Origin of the sequence: Pseudomonas sp. 2995-1, from assembly GCF_002742505.1 — a bacterium.
Lineage (GTDB): Bacteria > Pseudomonadota > Gammaproteobacteria > Pseudomonadales > Pseudomonadaceae > Aquipseudomonas > Aquipseudomonas sivasensis.
Genome location: NZ_LJSA01000354.1, coordinates 109,895 through 132,709 on the forward strand (window position 1 = coordinate 109,895; position 22,815 = coordinate 132,709).

Below are 22,815 nucleotides of genomic sequence, written 5' to 3' on the forward strand. Positions count from 1 at the left end.
TTTTCCCGATGCCCGCAAGGAGAACACCATGTCCGACACGCTGTTTATTACTGGCGCAACTTCAGGTTTTGGCGAAGCCTGCGCCCGTCGTTTTGCTGAAGCCGGTTGGAAACTGGTGCTCACTGGCCGCCGCGCCGAGCGTTTGAATGCCTTGGTTGAAGAGCTTTCCAAGCAGACCGAAGTGCACGGCCTGGTCGTGGACGTGCGTGACCGCAAGGGCATGGAAGACGCCATCGCCAGTCTGCCGCCGTCGTTCGCCAAACTGCGTGGCCTGATCAACAACGCGGGCCTGGCCGTGGGCACTGATCCTGCGCCCAAGTGCAGCCTCGACGATTGGGAGACCATGGTCGATACCAACATCAAGGGCCTGCTGACCACCACCAACCTGCTGCTGCCGCGCTTGATCGCTCACGGCCGTGGCGCCGGCATCATCAACCTCGGCTCCATCGCCGGTAACTACCCGTACCCTGGCAGCCACGTGTACGGCGGCTCCAAGGCGTTTGTGAAGCAGTTCTCCCTGAACTTGCGTTGCGATCTGCAAGGCACCGGCGTGCGCGTGACGAACATCGAGCCAGGCCTGTGTGAGAGTGAATTCTCGCTGGTGCGCTTCGGCGGTGATCAGGCGCGTTATGACGCGACCTATGCCGGCGCTGAGCCGATCCAGCCGCAGGACATTGCCGACACCATCTTCTGGGTGATGAACACGCCGGCGCACGTCAACATCAACCGCCTGGAGCTGATGCCGGTGAGCCAGACCTGGGCCGGGTTTGCGATTGAGCGGGGCGGTAAGTAAGGCTTTAAACCGCGTCGCTGCTATCGGGAGCAAGCCCCTCTCACACTTGACTGTGTTCACAAGTCGGAACGTGGGAACCCAATCCCATGTGGGAGGGGGTTCGCTCCCGATGGCGTCAAATCGGCCAAAACAGGCCATAAGGTACACTCCACTCCTGAAAACCCCACCGCATCGTGCGGTTCAAAGGTTTTGACGGGAGGAAATGTGAGTAACCGAGGTGAGCAGGCACTGCTCAAACAATCGACGATTCTGATGTTCGCGGTAGCGATCGCCGGCATTGTCACGGGTGTGATATCCGGCGCCCAATCTATTCTGTTCGACGGCTTTTTCTCGCTGATCGCCACCGCCATCAAGGTGTTGATGCTGATCACGGCCAAGTTGATCGCCAAGAAAAGCAACGCGCGCTTCCAGTTCGGCTACTGGCACCTGAGCCGTTGGTGCTGCTGATCGAAGGCAGCTTTCTGCTGTTGATCGCCATCTACGCATTCCTCAACGGTGTGTTCGGCATGATCAATGGCGGGCGCGAGATCGAGTTGGGCCTGGTGATCATCTACGCGGCGGTGTTCACCGTCGTTGAGTTCGCCTACTTCTTCTATGTGCGCTACCGCAACCGCGCGCTCAAATCGTCGTTGATCCAGTTCGATAACATCAGTTGGCTGGTGGACGCGATGCTGTCGGTGGGCTTGCTGATCAGCTTTCTGGCCGCGCTGTTGCTCAAGTCCCAGGGCTATGGCGAGTGGGCGGTGTATGTCGACCCCTTGATCCTGATCCTGCTGGCCCTGAGCATGCTGGCGCCGGCCTTCAAGATCCTGCGCCCAGCGTTACGCGAGGTGCTGGGGATTGCCCCCGACCATTTGGACGACAAGGTTCGCGAAGTCATGGATGCGGTCCGCGCCAGGCATGGTTTCGACGACTACGTGTCCTACGTGCAAAAGCACGGGCGGGCGCGGTTTATCGAGATTCACGTGGTGCTGCCGGCGGATTACCCGGTGGATAACGTCGCCACCCTGGATAGGTTGCGCGAAGAGATATCCACAGGGCTCGGCACGCCGGATGCGGCGCGCTGGTTAACGATCAGTTTTACGGGCGACCGTAAATGGATTGCGTGAGGCCCTGATAGCAGGTCGCCAGATGGTAAGGCGTGGTCGACGGCATATCCCGTCGGCTCACCGCGCCGTTGGCATCCAGGCATTCATGCCAGCCTTTCTCATGCAGGAAATGCTGTTGCAGCGCCAGCAATTGGCGTTGCAGCACCGCTTCGCTGTCGGGCCGCAAGGTCAGTGCCCGCAGGTATTCGGCCTGGGCCCAGATACGCTGGGTGGCGTCACGCACGCTGCCATCGAGGGCAAGCATGCCGCTGACCGCGCCGCTTAACGGATCCACACCCTTTTGCTCGGCGTAGGTAAACGCCCGGGTCAGTGAGGCATGCAACGGCGTGCCGCGTAAGGCGGGCGACGACTCCAGTAAAAAGAACCACTCGAATTGATGCCCTGGCTCAAACCAGTTATCCACAGCACCCAGCGGTTTTTCCATCATTACCCCATGCTGGCGGTCGATGAAGCGCTGCTGCATGGCCGTCGCCAAGCCCAGCAGGGCCGCTTGTACGTCGGCGTCTTCACGCACGGCGAGGGTGGCGAGGAAGCCCTCGGCCAGGTGCATCAAGGGATTTTGTAGGGGGCCGGATTTGAGGGAAGACCAGTTACGCTCAAGTACCGCTTCATACAGGCCATCGCCCGTGGCGAAACGCTCGGCGACCACTTCAAGGGCGGCATTGAGCACCGATTCCACCAGCGGCTCGCGCACTTTGGCCCAGTAATGGGCGCAGGCGAAGATGATGAAGGCGTGGGTGTAGAGGTCTTTGCGCTTGTCCAGCGGCTGCCCGGCGGGGTCGACGCTGTAGAACCAGCCGCCGTATTCGGCGTCGTGGAAGTGCCGTTGCAGGGAACGGAACAACGCGGCGGCGCGTTCTTCGGCAAAGGCAGCACCGGGCTCGCCGATCAGGCTGGCGAACAGGTACAGCTGTCGAGCGCAGGCCATGGCGCGGTAGCGTTGCGGCGGCAAAGGCCGATGATCGGCATCCAGCGCCTCATAGGGCAACGCCAACTCGGCATTCCAGCCCGGGCCCTGCCAGAGCGGCACGATCAAGGTATGGAAGTGGGTGAGCACAGAATTCAACGTGGGCTGGGAAGCGATGGGCATTGGCTGGCGTCGTCACGGCAGGGGTGTAGGCGCGCATGGTAGCAGGCTTGCGTTCTGTGGTGTCTGTGCCAGCGCTATCGGGGACAAGCCCCCTCCCACCTTTGAAGGTGTTCACGCATCAAAATGTGGAGGGGGCCGATGAGGCCCTCAATAGCCCCGCAACTCAGCCCGCGAGCAACCAAACCCCGGTCGCCGCTGAAGCAGCACCGGCAACCCGCACCAACGGGGCCGCCGCCGCAGGCAGAAACCGCACCACGGCATAGCCGGCAGCGTGCAACGCAGCAGTTGCCCCGACAAAACCGGCCGCATACGTCCAAGGGCTGGACATGTCCGGCAGCTCCAGGCCATGCGCCACCCCGTGGAACAGCGCAAACAACGCCGTAGCGCCCACAGCCATGAACAGTGGTGGACGCACCGCCAGCGCCACTGCCAGGCCCAGCGCCAGCACCGACGCGGCAATCCCGCTTTCCAGCGCGGGTAATGCCAGCCCTTCAAAACCCAGCACGCCGCCGATCAACATGGTGCCGACGAAGGTGCACGGCAGGGCCCAACGGGCGGCGCCTTTTTGCTGGGCTGCCCACAGGCCGACTGCAACCATGGCCAGCAGGTGATCAAGGCCGCCCAGCGGGTGGCTGATACCGGCCATCAGGCCATTGTCGCCGTGGCCGGGGTGAGCGAAAGCCAAAGCTGGGGCAAGCAGCAGAGCGGCGGCGGCGAAGAGTTTGTTGAGGCTCATAAACAGGTTCCTTATGGGTTGATCAGGCGGCAGTGGTCAGCAGGCCCTGGCGCTCGATAAAAGCGACGATCTCGTCCAGGCCGACGCCGGTTTTCTGGTTACTGAACACAAAGGGTTTGCCGTTGCGCATGCGCTGGGTGTCGCTGTTCATCAGCTCCAGCGAGGCGCCGACCAAGGGCGCCAGGTCGATCTTGTTGATCACCAGCAGGTCTGACTTGCAGATACCTGGGCCGCCTTTGCGCGGCAGTTTGTCGCCAGCGGAGACATCGATCACGTAGATGGTCAGGTCTGACAACTCCGGGCTGAACGTGGCCGACAGGTTATCGCCGCCGGACTCCACCAGGATCAGGTCCAGGCCCGGGAAGCGACGGTTGAGTTGGTCCACCGCTTCCAGGTTGATCGAGGCGTCTTCACGGATGGCCGTATGCGGGCAGCCGCCGGTTTCCACACCGATGATGCGTTCGGGCGCCAGGGCCTCGTTACGTACCAGGAAGTCGGCGTCTTCGCGGGTGTAGATGTCGTTGGTGACCACTGCCAGGTTGTAGCGGTCGCGCAGTGCGAGGCACAGGGCAAGGGTCAGGGCGGTTTTGCCGGAGCCGACCGGGCCGCCGATGCCGACGCGCAGGGGTTGTGTGTTCATTTGCTTCTCCAAAATAAAGAGCTCCTAGGAACGGAACAGGCGGCTGTATTGGCGCTCGTGGGCCATGCACGCCAGTGACAGGCCGAACGCTGCGCTGCCGAAATGGTGGGGGTCGACGCGGCCCGCGTCCTGCTGGGCTTGTTGCAGCAGCGGCAGCAGTTCACTGGTCAGGCGCTGGGCGGCTTGTTGGCCCAAGGGCAGGGTTTTCATCAGCACCGCCAATTGGTTTTCCAACCAGCTCCACAGCCAGGCGGCGAGGGCGTCGTCGGGGTTGATGGTCCAGGCGCGTGCGGCCAGGGCCCAGCCCAGAGCCAGATGAGGTTCGCTGCGTTGCTCAAGAAAGGTGCGGGCCTGGCTGTCCAGTTCCGGCAGACCGTTGAGCAGTTGTTGCAGGGAGTAGCCCATCTGGCGGCTCTCTTGATATAGCTCGCGGGTCTCGCGGCTGGCTTGGTGCTCTTCGCACAGTTGCGAGAGTGTCGGCCAATCCTCTGCAGCAGCGGCGCGGCAATGGGCGAGCAGCAACGGTGCTTCGAAACGTGCCAGGTTCAGCAGCAACTGGTCGCTGATCCAACGGCGGGCGCTGGCCGCATCCTTCACGCGGCCGTTCTCCACGGCCATTTCCAGCCCTTGGGAATAGCTGTAGCCGCCAATCGGCAATTGCGGACTGGCCAGACGCAGCAACGCCCAGGCTGGGTTCATAAACGCACGCCGAACTGGTGCAGCTTGGGCGGGTAGTTGAAATCTTCATCGCCATGGCGCGAATGATGATGGCCGCCGCCATAGGCGCCGTGCTCCGGCTGGAATGGCGCTTCGAGGGTCTGCGTGGTGGCGCCCAGCTGTTCAAGCATGGCCTTGAGCACGTAGTCGTCGAGCAGGCGTAGCCAGCCATCCCCAACCTGCAACGCCACATGGCGGTTGCCGAGGTGATAGGCCGCGCGTGTCAGTTCAAAGGCATTGGCGCAGGTGACGTGCAGCAGTTGTTCAGGCCGTGCGCATACACGTACGACACGTCCGTCTTCAGCCTGTAGGCATTCGCCATCGTGCAACGGCGGCTGGCCGCGCTCCAGGAACAAGCCAACGTCTTCGCCGTCAGTACTGAAACAGCGCAGGCGGCTCTTGCTGCGCGCTTCGAAAGTCAGCAGCAACTCAGCGGCCCAGAGGGCTTGGGGGGCGATTCGGCGGTGGATCACCAGCATCAGGAAGCTTCCAGCTATGAGCGATGAAACAGCTAGAGCAAGTGGCTTGCCAATCACGGGTTGATGTAGGAAATCTCTGTCGGTACGCGGGGGAGTGCTACCGAATAGGGCGTTAGTGCTTGGTGGGAGTGTTTCAAATTGGTGCGTTGACACCTTTATAGCGCCAAAGAGGGGCGTTTTGGCGTCGAGGGCGATGCGGCGTGTATGAAGTTCCTTTCGTCCTTTTCGTTTCTGGGTGTTTTCGGATTAGTCCTACGGGAATTGAGGATTTGGAGTTCGTCGGCTTACGCGCAGGATCTTTAGGATTCGCCGCGTGCTAAACATTCACGACGGGTTCCATCATGTTTCGATCAATTTTGTGTTTATTCGTGTTCAGTCTTTATCTGGTTACGCCCTCATCCTCGGCCAATGTCCAAAAGCGTGCGGTGGCTCCGATGGCGGCCAGCACTCCCCTGCAAGCCCTACAGGCCTTGCCGTCCAAACCGTCCATCAACGATGTGATCGACCGCGCCCATGAGTTGCTGGGCACACCCTATAAGTGGGGAGGGAGCACGGTAGAGCAGGGGTTCGACTGCAGTAGCTTTCTGGTTTATCTGTTCAAGACCCAGGCCAATATCCGTATACCCCGCACCACGGCGGCAATGCACCGTTCAGATGCGATGACGATCAAGCGTCATGCGCTGAAACCTGGGGATGCCGTGTTTTTCAAAGGTAATGGGCGCGGTCAGGTCAGCCATGTCGGCCTCTATATAGGCGAGGGCAAATTCATTCACTCACCCCGTACCGGTAAGACGGTGCGTATCGATTCACTGAGCAATCGCTATTGGAGCAAAAACTACACCACCGCCAAGCGTTTCCATTCGGCCGGGTGACCGGTTTACTCGGTACTGCCCAAGCCCTGCCAGTGCTTGAGGCCGATGAAGATAAAGCGCAGTTGCTGGGTGATTTTCGCCTGGGGCGTGAGGTGAGCCGGCAACGCATGAGCCGGCGGGTCGATGATATCGGGCAGGGTGGCAAACACGCTTTTGACGATAAGGTCTGCCATCACGTGCAGGCCATCGGGGTCCAGGTGCTGCAACTTGGGCATCTGCGTCAGGTCCGCCGCTAGGTCGCGGGTGATGTCTTCGCGCAGGGCGCTGATGGCTTGGCGCACGGCCAGGCAGCCACCGTATTGCTCGCGGGCCAGGAACAAGAATTGCGAACGGTTGGCTGAGACCACATCGAGAAAGATCCGCACCGAGGCGTCGATAATGCCGCCCATCACGAATTCGTTGTGGCGCACCAGGCGGATGGTAGCGCGAAAGGTCTGGCCGACCTCACTCACCAAGACAAGTCCAAGCTGGTCCATATCGGCAAAATGGCGATAGAAACCAGTGGGAACGATGCCGGCCGTCTTGGCTACTTCACGCAGGCTCAGGCTGCCAAACCCACGGCCACACTCCATCAGATGGCGGGCAGCGTCCATCAAGGCAAGGCGGGTCTGTTGCTTCTGTTCGGCGCGGGGCAGCATGGGCGGGGGGCTTTGTCGGCAAGTACAGCGACGCACTCTAGCAAAACAGCTCTGTTGGCGTCGAACTTGGCGGGGGCGCGTTGCGTGACAGGTTCTACAAAAAGTCAAAAAGCCCGGTCGGGTGATCGGGCTTTTTTCTGGGCTACCACAGGGTTAGCTCTGTGCTTGGTTTTGTTCTTTCAGGCGATCAGAACCGTCTTCGGCAACACCTTCAGTGTAAGCGCGCTTGCTGATTTGATCGGCACCGTCTTCAACCAGACCTTTCTCTTGCAGGCGATCGCGACCGTTTTCGGTCAGGCCTTCGGCGTGAGCGCGTTTGCTGATCTGATCCGAACCGTTTTCTGCAACAGCGCCTTTGGCGTAGTCACGGCTATCTTCTTCTTGCGAACCGCTGCGGGCCAGAGTTTGGCTGGCGTGCACGGCGTCGGCTTTGACTTGTGGGGTCACTTGTTCGGCGGCTGGCAGGGCAAAGGCGCTGGAAGCCATGATGGACAACAGGACGGTAGCGAGTACTTGGCGTTTCATGATGGTTGCTCCTTGGGAGGGCGATAAAGTGGGTACAGGGCTAATGCTACTCTCGATATGTCGATATAAAAGTTCATAAACACAATGGTAATAATCAACAGAATTGATTGTTCCTCGCAGAGGCTCTAGACCGGACCTCTCAAGCACGCGGTTTTGCACCGTGGTGGGTATTTTCGACACGAACCTGGGTAACAATGGTGCGCCGTTGATGATTGGATTTGTCTGATCGATCAGGAAAATGGCTTTTTGCGACTAAATTGACCACTGGGTTAAACCCCCGGACGGTTTGCCAGTCGTACTCTTATGAGCTGTAGTTCAGCTATTCGTGTTGAGGAGTCCTGTGCAATGACGCGCACTCGTAAAATCGTCGCTTGGAGCTGCGCCAGCTTCGTTCTGTTAATCGCCGTTGCAGTCCTGGTCCTGGTGTTTTTTGACTGGAATCGCATCAAACCGCCCCTCAATGCCAAAGTCTCCGAAGAACTGCATCGCCCGTTTGCCATCAACGGCAACCTCGCCGTGGTGTGGCAGCGAGAGCCCGATGAAGGCGGCTGGCGTGCCTGGGTGCCATGGCCCCACGTGATTGCCGAAGACTTGACCCTGGGTAACCCGGACTGGTCGAAAAAACCGCAGATGGTTTCGTTGAAGAAAGTCGAGCTGCGTATTTCGCCCCTGGCTCTGCTGGCACAGCGTGTGGTTATCCCGCGTATCGATCTCACCGAACCGAGTGCAGAGTTACAGCGCCTAGCCGATGGTCGCGCCAACTGGACCTTCACGTTCGACCCTAAAGACCCCAATGCCGAACCCTCCAACTGGGTGGTGGACATCGGTGCCATCGGCTTTGACAAAGGCCACGTGACGCTGGATGACCAGACCCTCAAGACCCAGCTCGACGTGATCATTGACCCCTTGGGCAAACCGATTCCCTTTGGTGAAATCGTCGGCGATGCCGATGCCAAGAAGGCTCTGGAGAAAGGCTCGGCGCCCCAGGACTATGCGTTCGCCCTCAAGGTCAAAGGCCAGTATCACGGCCAGAAGCTCGATGGCACCGGCAAGATCGGCGGCCTGCTGGCCCTGCAGGATGCGGCCAAGCCGTTCCCGCTACAGGCCCAAGTCAAGATCGCTGACACCAACATCGCCTTGGCTGGCACCCTGACCGACCCGCTCAACCTCGGCGCTCTTGACCTGCGCCTGAAGCTGTCCGGCAGCAGCCTGGGCAACCTGTATCCACTGACCGGCGTCACGCTGCCGGACTCGCCGGCCTACGCCACCGACGGCCACTTGATCGCCAAGCTGCACGATGCCAGCGGCGCGTCCTTCCGCTACGACAACTTCAACGGCAAGATCGGCAACAGCGACATTCACGGCAACCTCGCTTACGTCGCCAGCCAGCCACGGCCCAAGCTCAGCGGCGCGCTGGTCTCCAACCAGTTGCTGATGACTGACCTTGCACCCTTGATCGGCGCCGACTCCAACGCCAAGCAAAAGGCCCGTGGCGGCGAAAGCAAACAGCCGGCGACCAAAGTGCTGCCGGTGGAAGAGTTCCGCACCGAACGCTGGCGCGACATGGATGCCGATGTGGAATTCACCGGTAAACGTATCGTGCACAGTGCCGAATTACCCTTTACCGATCTTTATACCCATCTGGTGCTCAACGACGGCGAGCTGAGCCTGGAACCACTGCGTTTCGGCGTCGCTGGTGGCAAGCTCGATGCGCAGATTCGCCTGAATGGCCGCATCACACCGATGGAAGGTCGCGCCAAATTGACCGCGCGCAATTTCAAGCTCAAGCAGCTGTTCCCGAGCTTCGAGCCGATGAAAACCAGCTTCGGTGAACTCAACGGCGATGCCGATATTGCCGGGCGAGGTAACTCCGTGGCGGCGCTGCTGGGCAGTTCCAATGGTGACCTGAAGATGCTGATCAACGACGGCGCCATCAGCCGTGGCCTGATGGAAATCGCCGGGCTCAACGTGGGCAACTACGTGGTGGGCCGCTTGTTCGGCGATAAGGAAGTGAAGATCAACTGTGCCGCCGCGGACTTCGGCATCAAGACCGGCTTGGCGACTACGCGGCTGTTTGTGTTCGATACCGAGAACGCCATCATCTACATCGATGGCACCGCGAACATGGCCACTGAGCAGTTGGACCTGACCGTCACCCCGGAATCCAAAGGCTTCCGTCTCTTCTCCCTGCGCTCGCCGCTGTATGTGAACGGGCCGTTTATCAAGCCGAATGCCGGGGTCAAGGCCATTCCATTAGCCCTACGCGGCGCGGGCATGGTGGCGCTGGGCGTGATCGCCGGTCCTGCTGCCGGCTTGCTTGCGTTGGTCGCCCCAAGTGGTGGCGAGCCCAATGAGTGCGCGCCGCTGCTGCAGCAGATGAAAGAAGGCAAGGCGCCGAAGACCGTTAAAGGCTAACCAAATGTGGGAGGGGGCTTGCCCCCGATAACGGTATGTCAGTCTGTACCTCTGAGACTGAATCACCGCTATCGGGAGCAAGCCCCCTCCCACATGGGATTTACGCTATTTAAAGACTTTCGAGGATGTCGGCCATATCGTCCGCATGCTCTTCTTCCTGAGCGAGGATCTCCTCAAACAGGCGGCGAGTGGTCGGGTCTTTGTCGCCGATGTACTGGATGATCTCGCGGTAGCTGTCCACCGCGATGCGCTCGGCGACCAGGTCTTCGTAGACCATTTCCTTCAAGCTGTTACCGGCCACGTACTGCGCGTGGGAGTTCTTCGACAACAGATCGGGGTTGAACTCCGGCTCGCCGCCCAGCTGCACGATTCGCTCGGCCAGTTTGTCGGCATGTTCGGCTTCCTGGGTGGCGTGCTCCAGAAATTCCTCTGCAGCGACGGCTGCTTTAACGCCGCTGGCCATGAAGTAGTGGCGTTTGTAGCGCAGCACGCACACCAGTTCGGTGGCCAGCGACGCGTTGAGCAGGCGGATAATTTCTTCGCGGTCGGCGTCGTAGCCTTCGGTCACGGCACCGTTTTCGACGTTCTGGCGGGCGCGGCTGCGCAGGGTCGCAACGTCGGTCAAGTTTGCTTCAGTCATCTCAATCTCCTGGGGCTAATCCGGGTTACGCCACGCTCTGTCGGCGTGATCGCTCCAAGTTGTGAGTGCCGGGCAGCGCAAAAAGTTTTATCGGATTTACCTCTCGCGTCACGAGCCCGACTTGCAACTGGGCTAGGCTGCATTGCATCAAACGCGCTGCGAGGATATTCGCTTCATGTCACAGTCGTTGGCCACACGCTATCCCCTGGTATTGGTGCCCGGCATGCTCGGATTTGTGCGCATCGGGTTTTTTCCCTACTGGTATGGCATCGTCCCGGCCTTGCGGGCTGGCGGGGCCCTGGTATTCCCGATACAGGTGGCACCGCTGGACTCCAGCGAGGTGCGTGGCGAGCAACTGCTGGTGCAGATCGAGCGCATACGCCGCGAGACTGGGGCGGAAAAGGTCAACTTGATCGGCCATAGCCAAGGCTCACTGACTGCGCGCTATGCAGCAGCCCTGCGCCCGGATTGGGTGGCGTCGGTGACTTCGGTGGCCGGGCCGAACCACGGTTCTGAGCTGGCGGACCATATCCACATCCATTACCCCATCGACGGCGCCAAGGGCCGGATCATGAGCTCGCTGTTTCACCTGGTCGCCTGGGTGATGGGTGTGCTGGAAACCGGTTATCGCGGGCCGCGCTTCAAGGCGGATCTGCAGGCGTCTCACCATTCCCTCACCAGTGAAGGTGTGGCTTTGTTCAATCGCCGGTATCCCCAAGGCTTACCCGAGACATGGGGCGGGCAGGGTGCGGAGGTGGTCAACGGCGTGCGCTATTACTCGTGGTCCGGCACGTTGCAGCCGGGCATCACGGATCGGGGCCGTAATTTGTTTGATGGTACCCACCGCAGTTGCCGCTTGTTCGCCCGCAGCTTTGTGCGGGAAAAGGGCCAGTGTGATGGCATGGTCGGGCGCTACAGCTCACACCTGGGCACGGTGATTGGTGATGATTTTGCCCTGGACCATTTTGATATCGTCAATCAGTCCATGGGGCTGGTGGGCAAGGGCGCCGAGCCGATCCGATTGTTTGTGGAGCATGCCCTGCGCTTGAAAGCGGCGGGTGTTTAAGCCCGTCGGCGCACCGGTGTGGTCCAGCGCTCCGACAAGATCACCCCGCCCAAGGTCAGCAAACCGCCCACCAGGTGATACAACGCCAGCTCCTCCTTCAATACCACCGCCGCAATCAACGCGGTAATCAACGGCAGCAGGTTGAAAAACAGCGTGGTACGGCTTGGTCCCAAGGTCTTCACCGAGTGCATCCACGCCAACGGCGCGAGCATCGACGCCAGTAAACACGCGTACAGCACCAGTGGGATATTTGCCCAGCTCAGGCCGGTTTTGGCCGAGAACAGGAACAGCGGAAACACCACCACCACCGCCACCAGTATCTGCAAATACAGCAACACCAACGGCGGCAGGCGCAGCTGCCATTTTTTCAGCAAGGTGCTGTAGACCGCGTAGGCCAGGGTGGCGACCAGCATCATGGCGTCGCCCAGGTTGACCCCGTGTTGCAACAGCGCGCCCAGGCTGCCGGACGACACCACCACGACCACACCGGCAAACGACAGCACAGCCCCGGTGAGTGCGCCGAAGGTCAGGCGTTGGCCGAGGCTGATGATCGCTGCTGTCAGGGCCATCAACGGCATCAGCGACAGGATGATGCCCATGTTGGTGGCGGTGGTCAGGGAGGCGGCGTAATACGCCAGGCTTTGGTACACGGCCATGCCCAGCACGCCGAGGATGACGATCTTGCCCAGATTCGGGCGGATCTGCGCCCAGTGAGCGATCACCGGCTTGAGCATGAACGGCGTGAACAGTAGCGCCGCCAGCAGCCAGCGGTAAAAACCGATCTCCGACGGGAAAATCGAGCCCACGGCCAGTTTGTTGACCACGGTGTTGCCGGCCCAGATAAAAATGGCCAGCAGGGGATACGCGTACTGCATCGAAAGAAACCAAGTGCGTTGATGAAGGGGGATTATCCCCTGTCTGGATCGAAGCCTATACTTCGATCCAGACAACTCACCTTTGCATCCAGACAATATGGCCCGACACACCGTACGCCTCGCCGATTTCCGTAGCTTGCCCAGCCCGGTCTACTTCCGTTATTCCGACTTTGCCCCTGACACCGAGTGCACGCCGCACCAGCACTTCTGGGGCTCGCTGGATTACTCCGCCAGCGGTGTGATGCGCATGGAAGTGGCCGGTAACCGCTTTATGTCGCCGCCGCAGTACGCGGTCTGGATCCCACCCAATACTGAGCACAGCTCCTACAACGCCCAGGCGATTGTCTATCACTCGGTCGGCCTGGCCCCCGAGCTCTGCGAGCAACTGCCACAACAGCCTTGCACACTGGCGATCAGCGACATTCTCAAGGCGATCCTGCGCGACTTCGCCCGGCGTGACGTGAATATTCCGCATTCCGAAGCCGATATCCGCCTGGCCCAAGTGTTGGTGGATCAACTGCGGCAGGCACCGATCCACGACGGTTTCCTGCCCTACGCCCGCCGCCCAGGGCTGCTTGGCGTCCTGGAAGGCATGCAGGCCGACCCCGGCGATAACCGCCCGCTGGCGCAATGGGCTGAACAGGTGCATGTGAGCGAACGCACCCTGGCGCGCCAGTTTGTGCGCGAGTTGGGCATGAGCTTCGGTGAATGGCGCCAGCGTCTGCGCTACCTGGCGGCCATCGAAGCCCTCGACAGCGAACGCAGCGTGCAGCAGGTGGCGTTCGACCTCGGCTACAGCACCGCCTCGGCGTTTATCGCGATGTTTCAGCGCCATGCTGGCTGCACGCCGGAGCAGTACCGCCGGACGAATATTCGCTGTGGATGAAGATGTAACAGGCTTTGACTACACTGCGGATAGGCCATGCCCATCGGCGTGGTAACAGGGAGAAAACTCCATGAAGATGCTGCGTATTCCGTTATTGATGATGGGCTTGCTGCTGTGTTCCCAAGGCTTTGCCGCCACTGCCCAGCAAAACAAAATGACCACCTGCAATGCTGAGGCCACCACCAAGACGCTCAAGGGCGACGAGCGCAAGGCGTTCATGAAAACCTGCCTGTCGGCCCCGGCTGCCAATGACGCCAAGACCCTGACGCCGCAGCAGCAGAAGATGAAGGATTGCAATGCGTCGGCGAAAACCAAAGCGCTGACCGGCGATGCGCGCAAGACGTTCATGAGCACCTGCCTCAAAGGTTGATCACGATTTCGTAGGTGCTGAAGATTAAATGTGGGAGGGGAGGTGCCCCTCTCACACTTGATCGCATTCACAACCTATCCACTCGCTTGATTCTCTGAAGGCTGGCAGACTGCCCATCCTTTAACGCCGTTCGTTTTGAGGCTGTATGCCAACGTTTTCTCAGCGTCATGTGTTGTTGCTGGCCAGCTACATCATCATTTTCGGCGGACTGCTGCTGGTGCTGCCGCTGAAATTGCTGCCCAGCCTGCTGGCCGGTTTGTTGGTCTATGAACTGGTCAACATGCTCACCCCCCAACTGCAACGGCTGATCGAAGGCCGCCGCGCGCGCTGGCTGGCAGTGGCGTTGCTCGGGACCCTGATTGTCAGCGTGCTTGCGCTGATCTTCGCCGGCGCCATTAGCTTCCTGCTCCACGAAGCGGAAAATCCCGGGGCTTCCCTCGACAAATTCATGGGCGTGGTCGACCGCGCGCGGGGCCAACTTCCGCCATTCCTCGACGCCTACTTGCCGGCCAGCGCCGCCGAATTCCGTGTGGCCATCGGTGAGTGGCTGAGCAAACACCTGAGCGAGCTGCAACTGGTGGGCAAAGACGCCGCGCACATGTTCGTCACTCTGCTGATCGGCATGGTGCTCGGCGCGATCATCGCCCTGCAGCGCGTGCCTGACCTGACCAAGCGCAAGCCCCTGGCGGCGGCGCTGTTCGACCGCCTGCACCTGCTGGTCCAGGCCTTTCGCAACATCGTCTTCGCTCAGATCAAGATCGCCGCGCTCAACACCGCCTTCACCGCCATATTCCTCGCCGTGGTGCTGCCGCTGTGTGGCATTCACCTGCCGCTGACCAAAACCCTGATCGTGCTGACCTTCCTGCTCGGCCTGCTGCCGGTGATCGGCAACCTGATGTCCAACACCCTGATCACCATCGTCGCGCTGTCGCTGTCGATCTGGGTGGCAGTGGCGGCGTTGGGCTATTTAATCGTGATCCACAAGGTCGAGTACTTCCTCAATGCGCGCATTGTTGGCGGGCAGATCAGTGCCAAGTCGTGGGAATTGCTGCTCGCGATGTTGGTGTTTGAAGCCGCATTCGGTCTGCCGGGCGTGGTGGCAGGGCCGATCTACTATGCGTATCTGAAGAGTGAGCTGAAACTCGGAGGGATGGTTTAAGGCGTGTTGTGCCTGGGTGGGCGCCATCGGGGGCAAGCCCCCTCCTATTTACTGTGTTTACACATATAGATTTGTGAATACAGTCAGTGTGGGAGGGGGCTTGCCCCCGATGAAGTCACCACCGTATTTCAGGTGAAACTCAGCAGCCGTACCGCTTGCTCGCCTCAATCGCCAGACCGCTGCCGATGCTGCCAAAGATATTGCCTTCCACATGCCGCGCATTCGGCAGCATCGCTGAGATGCTGTGGCGCAGCGCCGGAATGCCGCTGGAACCACCGGTAAAGAACACCGTGTCCACTTGCGCCACGGTCACGGAAGCGTCGTTGAGCAGTTGCGTCACGCTGCCGCGCACACGCTCCAGCAGGGCGTCGATGGACGATTCGAACAGCGCCCGGCTCAAGTCGACGCTCAGGCCCGCTTCGATACGGTCCAGCGCCACATGGCGGCTGTCTGCGTGGGTCAGCTGGATCTTGGTTTCTTCCACTTCCATCGCCAGCCAGTGCCCGGCGCGCTGTTCGATCAACTTGAACAGGCGGTCGATGCCGCCGGTGTCTTCGATGTCATAGCGCATGCTGCCCAAGGCCAGTTGGGATTTTTGCGAGTACACCGAGTTGATGGTGTGCCAGGTAGCCAGGTTCATGTGGTGACTGGTGGGCATGTAGGCGCCACTTTTCATACGACTGCCGTAGCCGAACAGCGGCATCATGCCTTGCAGGCTCAGTTGCTTATCGAAGTCGGTACCGCCGATATGCACGCCGCCGGTGGCGAGGATGTCGTCATGGCGGTTGTCGTTGTGACGGCGGTCGGGCGACAGGCGCACCAGGGAGAAGTCGGACGTACCCCCGCCGATGTCGACGATCAGCACCAACTCTTCTTTCTCGATGGTGGACTCGTAGTCGAACGCGGCCGCAATTGGTTCGTACTGGAACGAGATATCCTTGAAGCCGATCTTGCGCGCCACATCCACCAGAGTGTTTTCCGCTTCCTGGTCGGCCATCGGATCGTCATCGACGAAGAACACCGGGCGGCCCAGTACCACTTCTTCGAACTCGCGGCCGGCGTTGGCTTCGGCGCGGCTCTTGAGCTGGCCGATAAACAGTGCCAGCAGGTCGGTGAACGGCATTGCCGTACCCAGCACGCTGGTGTCGTGCTTGATCAGCTTGGAACCCAGCAGGCTCTTGAGCGAGCGCATCAGGCGGCCTTCGTAGTTTTCCAGGTACTCGTGCAGCGCCAGGCGACCGTATACCGGGCGGCGCTCCTCGAAGTTGAAGAACACCACCGACGGCAGGGTGATCTTGTCGTCCTCCAGCGCGATAAGCGTCTCCTCGCCGGGACGGATCCAGCCGACGGTGGAGTTGGACGTGCCAAAGTCGATACCACAAGCACGGGCTGGGGATGGGTTTTTCATGTCTATCGGGTTCCGGTCGAAAAACGGCCGCGCAGTGTATGCCAGTCGAAGGCGGATGCGTAGGCCGACCATCCGTTAAATCGTGCTTGAAAGTGTGGGATTTGCCCCCACATCTGGTGCATACGGCAAGTGCCGATAAAACTCTGACGTACCCCCAGGCCACAAGACTCAACAGGTGCAAAGCAGCGCACGTTGTGCCCAGGGCTGTGCGATCTCGATGAAGGATGGTGAACCGCCGATGGATTTCAAAGACTACTACAAGATATTGGGTGTCGAGCCGAGCGCCGATGACAAGGAAATCAAGGCCGCCTATCGCAAACTCGCGCGTAAATATCACCCCGATGTGAGCAAGGAAAAAGACGCCGAAGCCAAGTTCAAGGACGCGTCCGAAGCCTATGAAGCGCTCAAGAGCGCCGATAAGCGCGCCGAATACGATGAACTGCGCAAATACGGCCAGCACGGCCAGCCGTTCCAGGGGCCACCGGGCTGGCAGAGCCGTGGCGGCTTTGGCGGCGGCGGGCAGGGGGAGGACTTTTCGGACTTCTTCAGTTCGATCTTCGGTAACCGTGGCGATGCTTTCGGCGGCGGCCAGCGCCGTCCGGCCGGGCGCAAAGGCCAGGATGTCGAGATGCAACTGACGGTGTCGCTTGAAGAAACGCTGTCCACCGAGTCCAAGCAGATCAGCTTCCAGGTGCCGCAATACGACGCCTCGGGCCGGCATGTGAGCAACACCACCAAGAGCCTGAACGTGAAGATCCCCGCCGGTGTGACCGACGGCGAGCGCATCCGCCTCAAGGCTCAGGGCGCGCCGGGCATCGGCGGTGGGGCCAACGGCGATCTGTACCTGATCATCAAGTTTGCGCCCCACAGCAAGTTTGAAGTGGATGGCGAAAACCTGATCATCAACCTGCCGCTGGCGCCGTGGGAACTGGCGCTGGGCACTGAAGTGGCCGTACCGACGCTGACCGGCAAGATCAACCTCAAGGTGCCGGCGGGCAGCCAGAACGGCCAGCGCATGCGCGCCAAGGGCCACGGCTTGCTGAACAAGGCGGGCCAGCGCGGTTACCTGTTCGTGCAGCTCAAGGCTGTGATGCCCAAAGCTGCCGACGACGAGGTCAAGGCCTTGTGGCAGGCGCTGGCGGAGAAAGCCGCGTTCAACCCGCGCGAACAGTTCTGAACTGACGCAAAAGCGCCAAACGGCACAACTATATGTGCCTTTTGGCGCAAGGGCGTTCGATAGGCTGAGGGCTTAATTCCTGGCCACGGATGAGCCCAAATGCCAAACATACCTTCACCCGCTTCTTCCTCGCCCGGCTATAGCGGAGTGCATTACGACTTCCTGAAAAGCCGCGTCCCTTCCTGGTTTCTGCAGGCGCCCAAGCAGCGCCAGCAAGAGTTGGCCGACCACTCGCTGCAACTGCCGGATTGGTACCTGAAAGCCGACTCGGCAGGTCGAGCCAGCCTCGCGGTCGCTCACACCCGCTTTCGCGCCGCTCAGCGCGACCTCGAAGACAACCTTGCCCGCATTGACGACGTGCTCGATTTCGCCGAGCCGCTGCTTAAAGCGCAGATTCAGCAACGTTTCAACCTGGACCTGGATGTCAGGCAGGTGTACTTCGCCCGCAAGTACACTCCCGGAAAAGAGCAAGCTGCCTTTGGTGGATTTTTTACCGTCGATCAAACCAGCAGTCCGGATGCCAATTACCGTTATCGCGGCGTAACACTGCTTGAAGCCGCCTTGGCCAACTTCGAGCCTTCTGAAGAACAACCCTTGAGTTGCCGCGATTGCTCGATCATCACTCGATTCAGCGCGTTCGAAGGGGAGGTGATCCCGGGGTTCGACGTTCTGGAGGGTCAGGCCGTGGCCATCCTGCCTCACGAGTTTGCCCAGCTGTGTCGCTCGCTGAACGTGGGTAAGTTGTATCAGGAGCATCTCAAGGCGGTGCTTGAACCGCAGGATCAAACCCAGCGCACCGCACTGGAGAACCAATTGCATGCGCACCAACGCCAGCAATTTACCCTGAGTCTCGATATTGCCAGCCGGCAACGGTTGGCTGACGCCAACGGGAGAGCGGGTGTGAGTGCCAGCGCACGGCGGATGCTCGATCAGGTGCTCAGCGGCTCGCGCAACGCTTACCTCGATGGCAGCCCGGTCACGTTTGCGGCGTTGAAAATCTTCGGCATTGTGCTCGTCGGGCCATTGCTGATCGGGCCAGAGCGCCTGAGCAGTGTCGATGCCGAGCGGGTGGTGGTGTATATCCCCAACGATCCGCAGCAGCCGATGCGCGAATATGCCTCCGGCGACGCGTTCATGGCCGATTTGAGAGCGCGCCTGCACAGCATCGCCTACCGCCGTTTCTTCAGCCAGTTCATCCCCGTGCAGCATCAAGGTGAGTTCTTTCAGCAACTCAACAAGCTCTATCAACCAAAGGAAAGCGACGACACGCAGACGGATTTCGTACTGCAAGCCGAGCCCGCCAGATTGCCGATCGAAGCGTTCGAGATCACCGGTGACGTGTGGATCGAACAGCGTCAGGCCCATATGCGCAAGCTGCTCAGCTATGCCAGGGCGGTGGCCGTGCCCACCGGCGACGAGGACGCGCAGGCGCGGGCCAGGCGCATGGCAGGTTTCCTGGACGCGGTGCTCAATGTATTCAACCTGGCGGCGTTTGTGGTGCCGGGGCTTGGACCGATCATGCTGGCGGTGGGCGCTGGGCAGATGATGACTGACGTGTTCCATGGCATCGAGGCGTATGAACAGGGTGAAATCAAAGAGATGTGGCGCTGCTTTTCCTCGGTAGCGCTCAATGCTGCATTTTTTGCCGCGGGCGCTGCGGTATTGCCGCATGTTCAATGGTCGGGCCAGGTCGAAAGCCTGAGAAACGTACGCCTGCCCACAGGCGGGAAGACCCTTTGGCGTCCACGACTCGACGGTTATGAACTACCGGATTACGAGCCGCAGGGGCAAGCAGACGAGCACGGTGTGTACCGCCAGAATGGACAACCGGTGCTCGCTATTGAGGGCAAGCATTACCGTATTGTCGAGGACGCCACCACCGGGCATTACCGTATCCAGCACCCGACGCGAGCAGAGGCCTACCAGCCGTTGCTGCGCCACAACAACCAGGGCAGGTGGCTGCATGAGGCCGACCGGCCCCAGGAGTGGACAGGGGCGACGCTGATGCGGCGTATCGGCCCTGCGATGGAGGGCTTCAGCGACGAGGAGCTTGAGCAGATCCGTCAGGTCAGCGATGTCCACGAGGACCAGTTGCGTAGAGTGCACGCGCAAAGTGAGCCGGTACCGGCGGTGTTGCTGGACACCGCGCAGCAATTTCGCGCCTACGGGCAGGCGAAGGAACTCAACCGGCAGATCACGGCTGGACGTCTCTCTGCCGAGTTGACCGGTTATGCCGCCAGCCTGGTCACAGAGCTTGCCCATTGGCCGGCCAGCACGGGTATTGACGTGTTGGGAGAGGACGGGCTCGACACTTCGGCGGTGCGCTACGGCAACCGGCTGGCGACGGGGCGGGACCTGATCCGGATCAGCCGTGCCGAGCTGATGCAGGGCCAGCTGTCCAGGCGCATTGTCGAGCACCTCAGCCACGAACAGTTAACGCCACTGTTGGGTGAGCGTATAGGGCTCGACACCCCGTCGCGTGCGGCGGAATTGACTCGCCGCCTGGCGGAGTATGCGGCCACCCAGCACACCCGGCTTTTCAAAAGCCTGTACAGCGAACGCCTTGCGCCTAAAAGCCCCGCCGTGCAGGTTTTGCAGCGCGACTTCAAGCGCTTGCCGAGCCTGATCGCCCAGGAACTGCTGGACTCGGCTTCCCCCAAAGAGCTGGAATTCATCACTGCCAAGGGGCGACTCCCCTTACGGCTGGCCGAAGAGGCGCGCAAGCTGCAGGCGCAGATGCGTCTGTTGCACGCTTATGAAGGGTTGTATCTGGAGCGGTTGGACAACCCGGATACCGAAACCCTGGTGCTGCACTCCCTGGAAAACCTGCCCGGCTGGCACGACAACATCCGGCTTGAAGTGCGCGAGGGCTCGTTCGATGGCAGCTTGCGCGCGGTGTTTGGCCCCGAGGACGCAGGCCAGCGCAAAGTGCTGGCGCGTGTGGCTGATGGGCTTTATCAACCCTTCGATGAAGAGGGCAATGAACTACACGGTACCGACAGCTTGTATAGAGCGTTGCAGCACGCCTTGCCCGATGCCCATCGCAACGCGATCAGCCTGCCCCATGTCGGCCAAGGTGATCAGTTGCATGCGTTGGTCATTCAGCGGGCGCTGCCACGGGATGCCTTAAGCAACGTCTTGCGCATGGCGCCGCGGAACAAGCCGTTCTTCAGGTTCCCGCAGCGCGCACCGAGCGGCCAGCCGGGCTATCCGTTGAGCGGACGCGGGGTGGGCGGAGTTGAGGGCACTTTCCGTCGTCGGCTGCGAACGCTTTACCCCAGTTTGACGGAGGAGCAGGTTGAGGCCTTTCTGCAGGACCGCAGCCTCACCGACGACGCCTGGCTGCGTGCGTTGGAGCGTGATTTCGCAGACCTTGAAGAGACGTTTTACAACTGGCTTTTGAAGGGGCCGAGAACGCCGTCGATTTTGCGCGCACGGTATCGGATTGTGGATGCCATCATGAACGCCTGGAGAATGACCGGCGAGCCGGACATAGATCCCCTCGGTAACGTGCGAGGGCAGCGGATCAATCTGCGAGGCGGCGCTCGCGACCAGCAGCGGATGCTCGGGGCGCAGCTGGCAACCCTGCCAGAGCTGCCAGGCAACTTCGATCATGTCACCAACCTGCAGGTGACCCGGTGCGACCTGACCAACCAGGGCGCGCGTTTTCTGTCGGCGTTCCGCAGGGTGCGGCTGTTGGACCTGAGCGAAAATCGCTTGACTGTCCTGCCGCCCGCCCTTGCGAACATGCCGTTCATGGAGGGGCTGGACCTGGCCGATAACGCCTTGGTTCTGACGGCAGAGACCGCGCAGCACATCAACAATATGACCCGACTGATTTCGCTGACACTGGCCGGTAACCCCATCGGTGAGTGGTTGAACCTCAAGCGCCTGCGTTTTCTGCAATGGCTGGAACTGGCGGGCTGCGGTTTGAAGGCACTGCCGGCGGGCCTTTTCGCCCACCCCAGGCCGCGAGGTTTTGTTCTGGACCTGACCGGCAATCCAATCACTGAAATGCCTGATGTGGCGCCGGGCTCGGACAGGGCAGAGATCATCGCCAGAATCGTGGTGACCCGTGAGTTGCTGGCGCCTGAGGCACTCGATCGGCTCAAGCTCTATATAGAGTCCATCGGGATGGATGCGGGGCGACGTTTTCCCCCCAGGGGCGTGCAGGACAGCGCCCATTGGATGGCCGGCCTGACGCAACAGGAGTGGGTGGTGAAAGCCCGCTACTGGGACGCGGTCGAGGAGCTCGAAGGCAGCGAGCCGTTTTTCAATGAACTGCGCAAACTGAACGAATCTTCCGATGCGGGAACGCCTGAATACAGGAACGATTTGACAGCCAAGGTGTGGCGCATGATCGAGGCCATGCATGAAGACAGTGTGCTGTGTGACACCTTGTTCAAAATGGCCGCTGCACCTACCACGTGTGTCGACGCCGGGGCCCAGTTGTTCAATGCTATGGGCGGGGAGGTGCTGGTGTCCCAAGCCAACGCAATTCCCAATGTCGAGCTGAAAAAAATCGAACTGCTGGACCTGGCCAGGGGGCGCGCAAGGCTCCATGAGTTGGGCCGGATCGCTCAAGCGAGAGTCAACGAACTGCTCGCGCAGGGTCGCAATTTTCCTCAATATGACGCGCAGGGTGAGTTGGTGCGGCAGTACGACGCCCAGGGAAATGCGCTGCGCAGCATCGACGAAGTCGAGATATACCTGGCCTATGCCACACGGCTGGCCGGGCGTCTGGATTTACCCTGGCAGTCCAAGAGCATGATGTTCAACGAGCCGGATGTCACAAGCGCGATGGTGGACGAGGCTTACCTGCGTGTGCGGGCGTTGGAGGAAGGCGACCAGCTACGCAACCAGATCGTGGAGGAACCCTTTTGGGCCAACTTCGTCGAGTCGTTGAACCCGGAACCCTTCAAGGTGCTGCAGGTCAGGGGCGATGACTTGATCAGTTTGCAGGTCGCCCAACAGGAATGGGCGAATGACGGCGATCTTTCGCCGCAGCAAAAGCAAGCGCTGCGCGAGACGATCGATACCACGGTGCTGGCGCTGGGCAAATCGTCGGTGAACTCCGTGCCGGGGTACGTGATGAGTGACGAGGAGTATTTCTCCGACATCAGCGCCGTGCAAAAGGAGCGCTTGCAACTGCTCTACACCATGACCGATCAAATCATGGGCCGCAGCCCGCAACCCGCTCAGGGCAGCGAAGCTTGAGCC

19 protein-coding genes and 1 pseudogene are annotated in these 22,815 nt (G+C 60.5%); 10 read left to right on the top strand and 10 right to left on the bottom strand.

The genetic code is table 11. The features are described 5' to 3' along the window. The first annotated feature begins 28 nt into the window (after positions 1 to 28). Positions 29 to 793 carry an SDR family oxidoreductase gene (locus AOA61_RS15290; RefSeq protein WP_032890536.1) on the top strand — a complete coding sequence of 255 codons (765 nt, stop codon included), beginning with the start codon at positions 29 to 31 and terminating at the stop codon, positions 791 to 793. Positions 794 to 997: 204 nt separating this feature from the next. After that, positions 998 to 1,902: pseudogene (locus tag AOA61_RS15295) on the top strand (cation diffusion facilitator family transporter). On the opposite strand, the gene AOA61_RS15300 reads toward AOA61_RS15295, so the two are convergent. From AOA61_RS15300 to ureE, 5 genes are all read right to left on the bottom strand, one after another. After that, a complete protein-coding gene (locus AOA61_RS15300) occupies positions 1,874 to 2,992 on the bottom strand; it encodes an AGE family epimerase/isomerase (RefSeq protein WP_095186054.1) in 1,119 nt (372 codons plus the stop codon). The pseudogene AOA61_RS15295 and the gene AOA61_RS15300 overlap by 29 nt on opposite strands. 163 nt (positions 2,993 to 3,155) lie before the next feature. Continuing rightward, the gene (locus tag AOA61_RS15305) at positions 3,156 to 3,728 is read right to left on the bottom strand and encodes a HupE/UreJ family protein (RefSeq protein ID WP_095186053.1); all 573 of its coding nucleotides are present in this window, start codon (positions 3,726 to 3,728) and stop codon (positions 3,156 to 3,158) included. 22 nt (positions 3,729 to 3,750) lie between these two features. Continuing rightward, complete coding sequence (ureG, locus tag AOA61_RS15310; RefSeq protein WP_032890544.1) at positions 3,751 to 4,368, bottom strand: urease accessory protein UreG; 618 nt, start codon at positions 4,366 to 4,368, stop codon at positions 3,751 to 3,753. Between the two features lie 24 nt (positions 4,369 to 4,392). After that, complete coding sequence (locus tag AOA61_RS15315; RefSeq protein WP_099602069.1) at positions 4,393 to 5,067, bottom strand: urease accessory protein UreF; 675 nt, start codon at positions 5,065 to 5,067, stop codon at positions 4,393 to 4,395. After that, positions 5,064 to 5,564 carry an urease accessory protein UreE gene (ureE, locus tag AOA61_RS15320; RefSeq protein WP_032890547.1) on the bottom strand — a complete coding sequence of 167 codons (501 nt, stop codon included), beginning with the start codon at positions 5,562 to 5,564 and terminating at the stop codon, positions 5,064 to 5,066. Before ureE ends, AOA61_RS15315 begins: the two co-directional genes overlap by 4 nt. A gap of 341 nt (positions 5,565 to 5,905) precedes the next feature. Here ureE and AOA61_RS15325 point away from each other — a divergent pair, with 341 nt between their 5' ends. After that, positions 5,906 to 6,436 carry a C40 family peptidase gene (locus tag AOA61_RS15325; RefSeq protein ID WP_099602070.1) on the top strand — a complete coding sequence of 177 codons (531 nt, stop codon included), beginning with the start codon at positions 5,906 to 5,908 and terminating at the stop codon, positions 6,434 to 6,436. Positions 6,437 to 6,441: 5 nt separating this feature from the next. Here AOA61_RS15325 and AOA61_RS15330 read toward each other — a convergent pair whose 3' ends face one another. Together AOA61_RS15330 and AOA61_RS15335 are read right to left on the bottom strand one after the other, a co-directional pair. Further along, positions 6,442 to 7,074 (bottom strand): TetR family transcriptional regulator, encoded by a 633-nt coding sequence (locus tag AOA61_RS15330; RefSeq protein ID WP_032890551.1) that lies wholly within the window; start codon positions 7,072 to 7,074, stop codon positions 6,442 to 6,444. Between the two features lie 153 nt (positions 7,075 to 7,227). Beyond that, positions 7,228 to 7,599 carry a hypothetical protein gene (locus AOA61_RS15335; RefSeq protein ID WP_032890553.1) on the bottom strand — a complete coding sequence of 124 codons (372 nt, stop codon included), beginning with the start codon at positions 7,597 to 7,599 and terminating at the stop codon, positions 7,228 to 7,230. A 345-nt stretch (positions 7,600 to 7,944) separates the two neighbouring features. Here AOA61_RS15335 and AOA61_RS15340 point away from each other — a divergent pair, with 345 nt between their 5' ends. Beyond that, positions 7,945 to 10,014: an AsmA family protein gene (locus AOA61_RS15340; RefSeq protein ID WP_032890555.1), complete on the top strand. Its 2,070-nt coding sequence runs from the start codon at positions 7,945 to 7,947 to the stop codon at positions 10,012 to 10,014. A 109-nt stretch (positions 10,015 to 10,123) separates the two neighbouring features. On the opposite strand, the gene AOA61_RS15345 is transcribed toward AOA61_RS15340, so the two are convergent. Next, positions 10,124 to 10,654 (bottom strand): bacterioferritin, encoded by a 531-nt coding sequence (locus AOA61_RS15345; protein ID WP_032890557.1) that lies wholly within the window; start codon positions 10,652 to 10,654, stop codon positions 10,124 to 10,126. Between the two features lie 175 nt (positions 10,655 to 10,829). On the opposite strand from AOA61_RS15345, the gene AOA61_RS15350 reads away from it, so the two are divergent. Beyond that, positions 10,830 to 11,720 (top strand): triacylglycerol lipase, encoded by an 891-nt coding sequence (locus AOA61_RS15350; RefSeq protein WP_099602071.1) that lies wholly within the window; start codon positions 10,830 to 10,832, stop codon positions 11,718 to 11,720. Here the strand turns inward: AOA61_RS15350 and AOA61_RS15355 are convergent. Continuing rightward, positions 11,717 to 12,595: a DMT family transporter gene (locus AOA61_RS15355; RefSeq protein WP_099602072.1), complete on the bottom strand. Its 879-nt coding sequence runs from the start codon at positions 12,593 to 12,595 to the stop codon at positions 11,717 to 11,719. The two genes, AOA61_RS15350 and AOA61_RS15355, sit on opposite strands and share 4 nt — an antisense overlap. A gap of 97 nt (positions 12,596 to 12,692) precedes the next feature. On the opposite strand from AOA61_RS15355, the gene AOA61_RS15360 reads away from it, so the two are divergent. From AOA61_RS15360 to AOA61_RS15370, 3 genes are all read left to right on the top strand, one after another. Then, complete coding sequence (locus AOA61_RS15360) at positions 12,693 to 13,481, top strand: helix-turn-helix transcriptional regulator (RefSeq protein ID WP_032890562.1); 789 nt, start codon at positions 12,693 to 12,695, stop codon at positions 13,479 to 13,481. Between the two features lie 70 nt (positions 13,482 to 13,551). Beyond that, positions 13,552 to 13,851: a PsiF family protein gene (locus tag AOA61_RS15365; protein WP_017849707.1), complete on the top strand. Its 300-nt coding sequence runs from the start codon at positions 13,552 to 13,554 to the stop codon at positions 13,849 to 13,851. A gap of 145 nt (positions 13,852 to 13,996) precedes the next feature. Then, a complete protein-coding gene (locus AOA61_RS15370; protein ID WP_032890564.1) occupies positions 13,997 to 15,010 on the top strand; it encodes an AI-2E family transporter in 1,014 nt (337 codons plus the stop codon). A gap of 139 nt (positions 15,011 to 15,149) precedes the next feature. Here the strand turns inward: AOA61_RS15370 and AOA61_RS15375 are convergent, their stop codons facing one another. Further along, on the bottom strand, positions 15,150 to 16,418 hold the full coding sequence (locus tag AOA61_RS15375; RefSeq protein ID WP_095186047.1) for an Hsp70 family protein: 1,269 nt from the start codon (positions 16,416 to 16,418) through the stop codon (positions 15,150 to 15,152). A 238-nt stretch (positions 16,419 to 16,656) separates the two neighbouring features. Between AOA61_RS15375 and AOA61_RS15380 the strand changes: the two genes are divergently transcribed. After that, a complete protein-coding gene (locus AOA61_RS15380; RefSeq protein WP_032890568.1) occupies positions 16,657 to 17,595 on the top strand; it encodes a DnaJ C-terminal domain-containing protein in 939 nt (312 codons plus the stop codon). 99 nt (positions 17,596 to 17,694) lie between these two features. Beyond that, positions 17,695 to 22,812, top strand: coding sequence for a DUF6543 domain-containing protein (locus AOA61_RS15385; protein ID WP_241150103.1), 5,118 nt, complete (start codon positions 17,695 to 17,697; stop codon positions 22,810 to 22,812). Positions 22,813 to 22,815: the final 3 nt, after the last annotated feature.

Excerpts from the sequence above, each read along its gene's own strand:
- AOA61_RS15335 (WP_032890553.1), bottom strand. The coding sequence starts at position 7,599 with ATGAAACGCCAAGTACTCGCTACCGTCCTGTTGTCCATCATGGCTTCC.
- AOA61_RS15375 (WP_095186047.1), bottom strand. The coding sequence starts at position 16,418 with ATGAAAAACCCATCCCCAGCCCGTGCTTGTGGTATCGACTTTGGCACG.
- AOA61_RS15355 (WP_099602072.1), bottom strand. The coding sequence starts at position 12,595 with ATGCAGTACGCGTATCCCCTGCTGGCCATTTTTATCTGGGCCGGCAAC.
- AOA61_RS15315 (WP_099602069.1), bottom strand. The coding sequence starts at position 5,067 with ATGAACCCAGCCTGGGCGTTGCTGCGTCTGGCCAGTCCGCAATTGCCG.
- AOA61_RS15330 (WP_032890551.1), bottom strand. The coding sequence starts at position 7,074 with ATGCTGCCCCGCGCCGAACAGAAGCAACAGACCCGCCTTGCCTTGATG.
- AOA61_RS15345 (WP_032890557.1), bottom strand. The coding sequence starts at position 10,654 with ATGACTGAAGCAAACTTGACCGACGTTGCGACCCTGCGCAGCCGCGCC.
- AOA61_RS15350 (WP_099602071.1), top strand. The coding sequence starts at position 10,830 with ATGTCACAGTCGTTGGCCACACGCTATCCCCTGGTATTGGTGCCCGGC.
- AOA61_RS15380 (WP_032890568.1), top strand. The coding sequence starts at position 16,657 with ATGGATTTCAAAGACTACTACAAGATATTGGGTGTCGAGCCGAGCGCC.
- AOA61_RS15290 (WP_032890536.1), top strand. The coding sequence starts at position 29 with ATGTCCGACACGCTGTTTATTACTGGCGCAACTTCAGGTTTTGGCGAA.
- AOA61_RS15340 (WP_032890555.1), top strand. The coding sequence starts at position 7,945 with ATGACGCGCACTCGTAAAATCGTCGCTTGGAGCTGCGCCAGCTTCGTT.
- AOA61_RS15360 (WP_032890562.1), top strand. The coding sequence starts at position 12,693 with ATGGCCCGACACACCGTACGCCTCGCCGATTTCCGTAGCTTGCCCAGC.
- AOA61_RS15300 (WP_095186054.1), bottom strand. The coding sequence starts at position 2,992 with ATGCCCATCGCTTCCCAGCCCACGTTGAATTCTGTGCTCACCCACTTC.
- ureG (WP_032890544.1), bottom strand. The coding sequence starts at position 4,368 with ATGAACACACAACCCCTGCGCGTCGGCATCGGCGGCCCGGTCGGCTCC.
- AOA61_RS15305 (WP_095186053.1), bottom strand. The coding sequence starts at position 3,728 with ATGAGCCTCAACAAACTCTTCGCCGCCGCCGCTCTGCTGCTTGCCCCA.
- ureE (WP_032890547.1), bottom strand. The coding sequence starts at position 5,564 with ATGCTGGTGATCCACCGCCGAATCGCCCCCCAAGCCCTCTGGGCCGCT.
- AOA61_RS15385 (WP_241150103.1), top strand. The coding sequence starts at position 17,695 with ATGCCAAACATACCTTCACCCGCTTCTTCCTCGCCCGGCTATAGCGGA.
- AOA61_RS15325 (WP_099602070.1), top strand. The coding sequence starts at position 5,906 with ATGTTTCGATCAATTTTGTGTTTATTCGTGTTCAGTCTTTATCTGGTT.
- AOA61_RS15370 (WP_032890564.1), top strand. The coding sequence starts at position 13,997 with ATGCCAACGTTTTCTCAGCGTCATGTGTTGTTGCTGGCCAGCTACATC.
- AOA61_RS15365 (WP_017849707.1), top strand. The coding sequence starts at position 13,552 with ATGAAGATGCTGCGTATTCCGTTATTGATGATGGGCTTGCTGCTGTGT.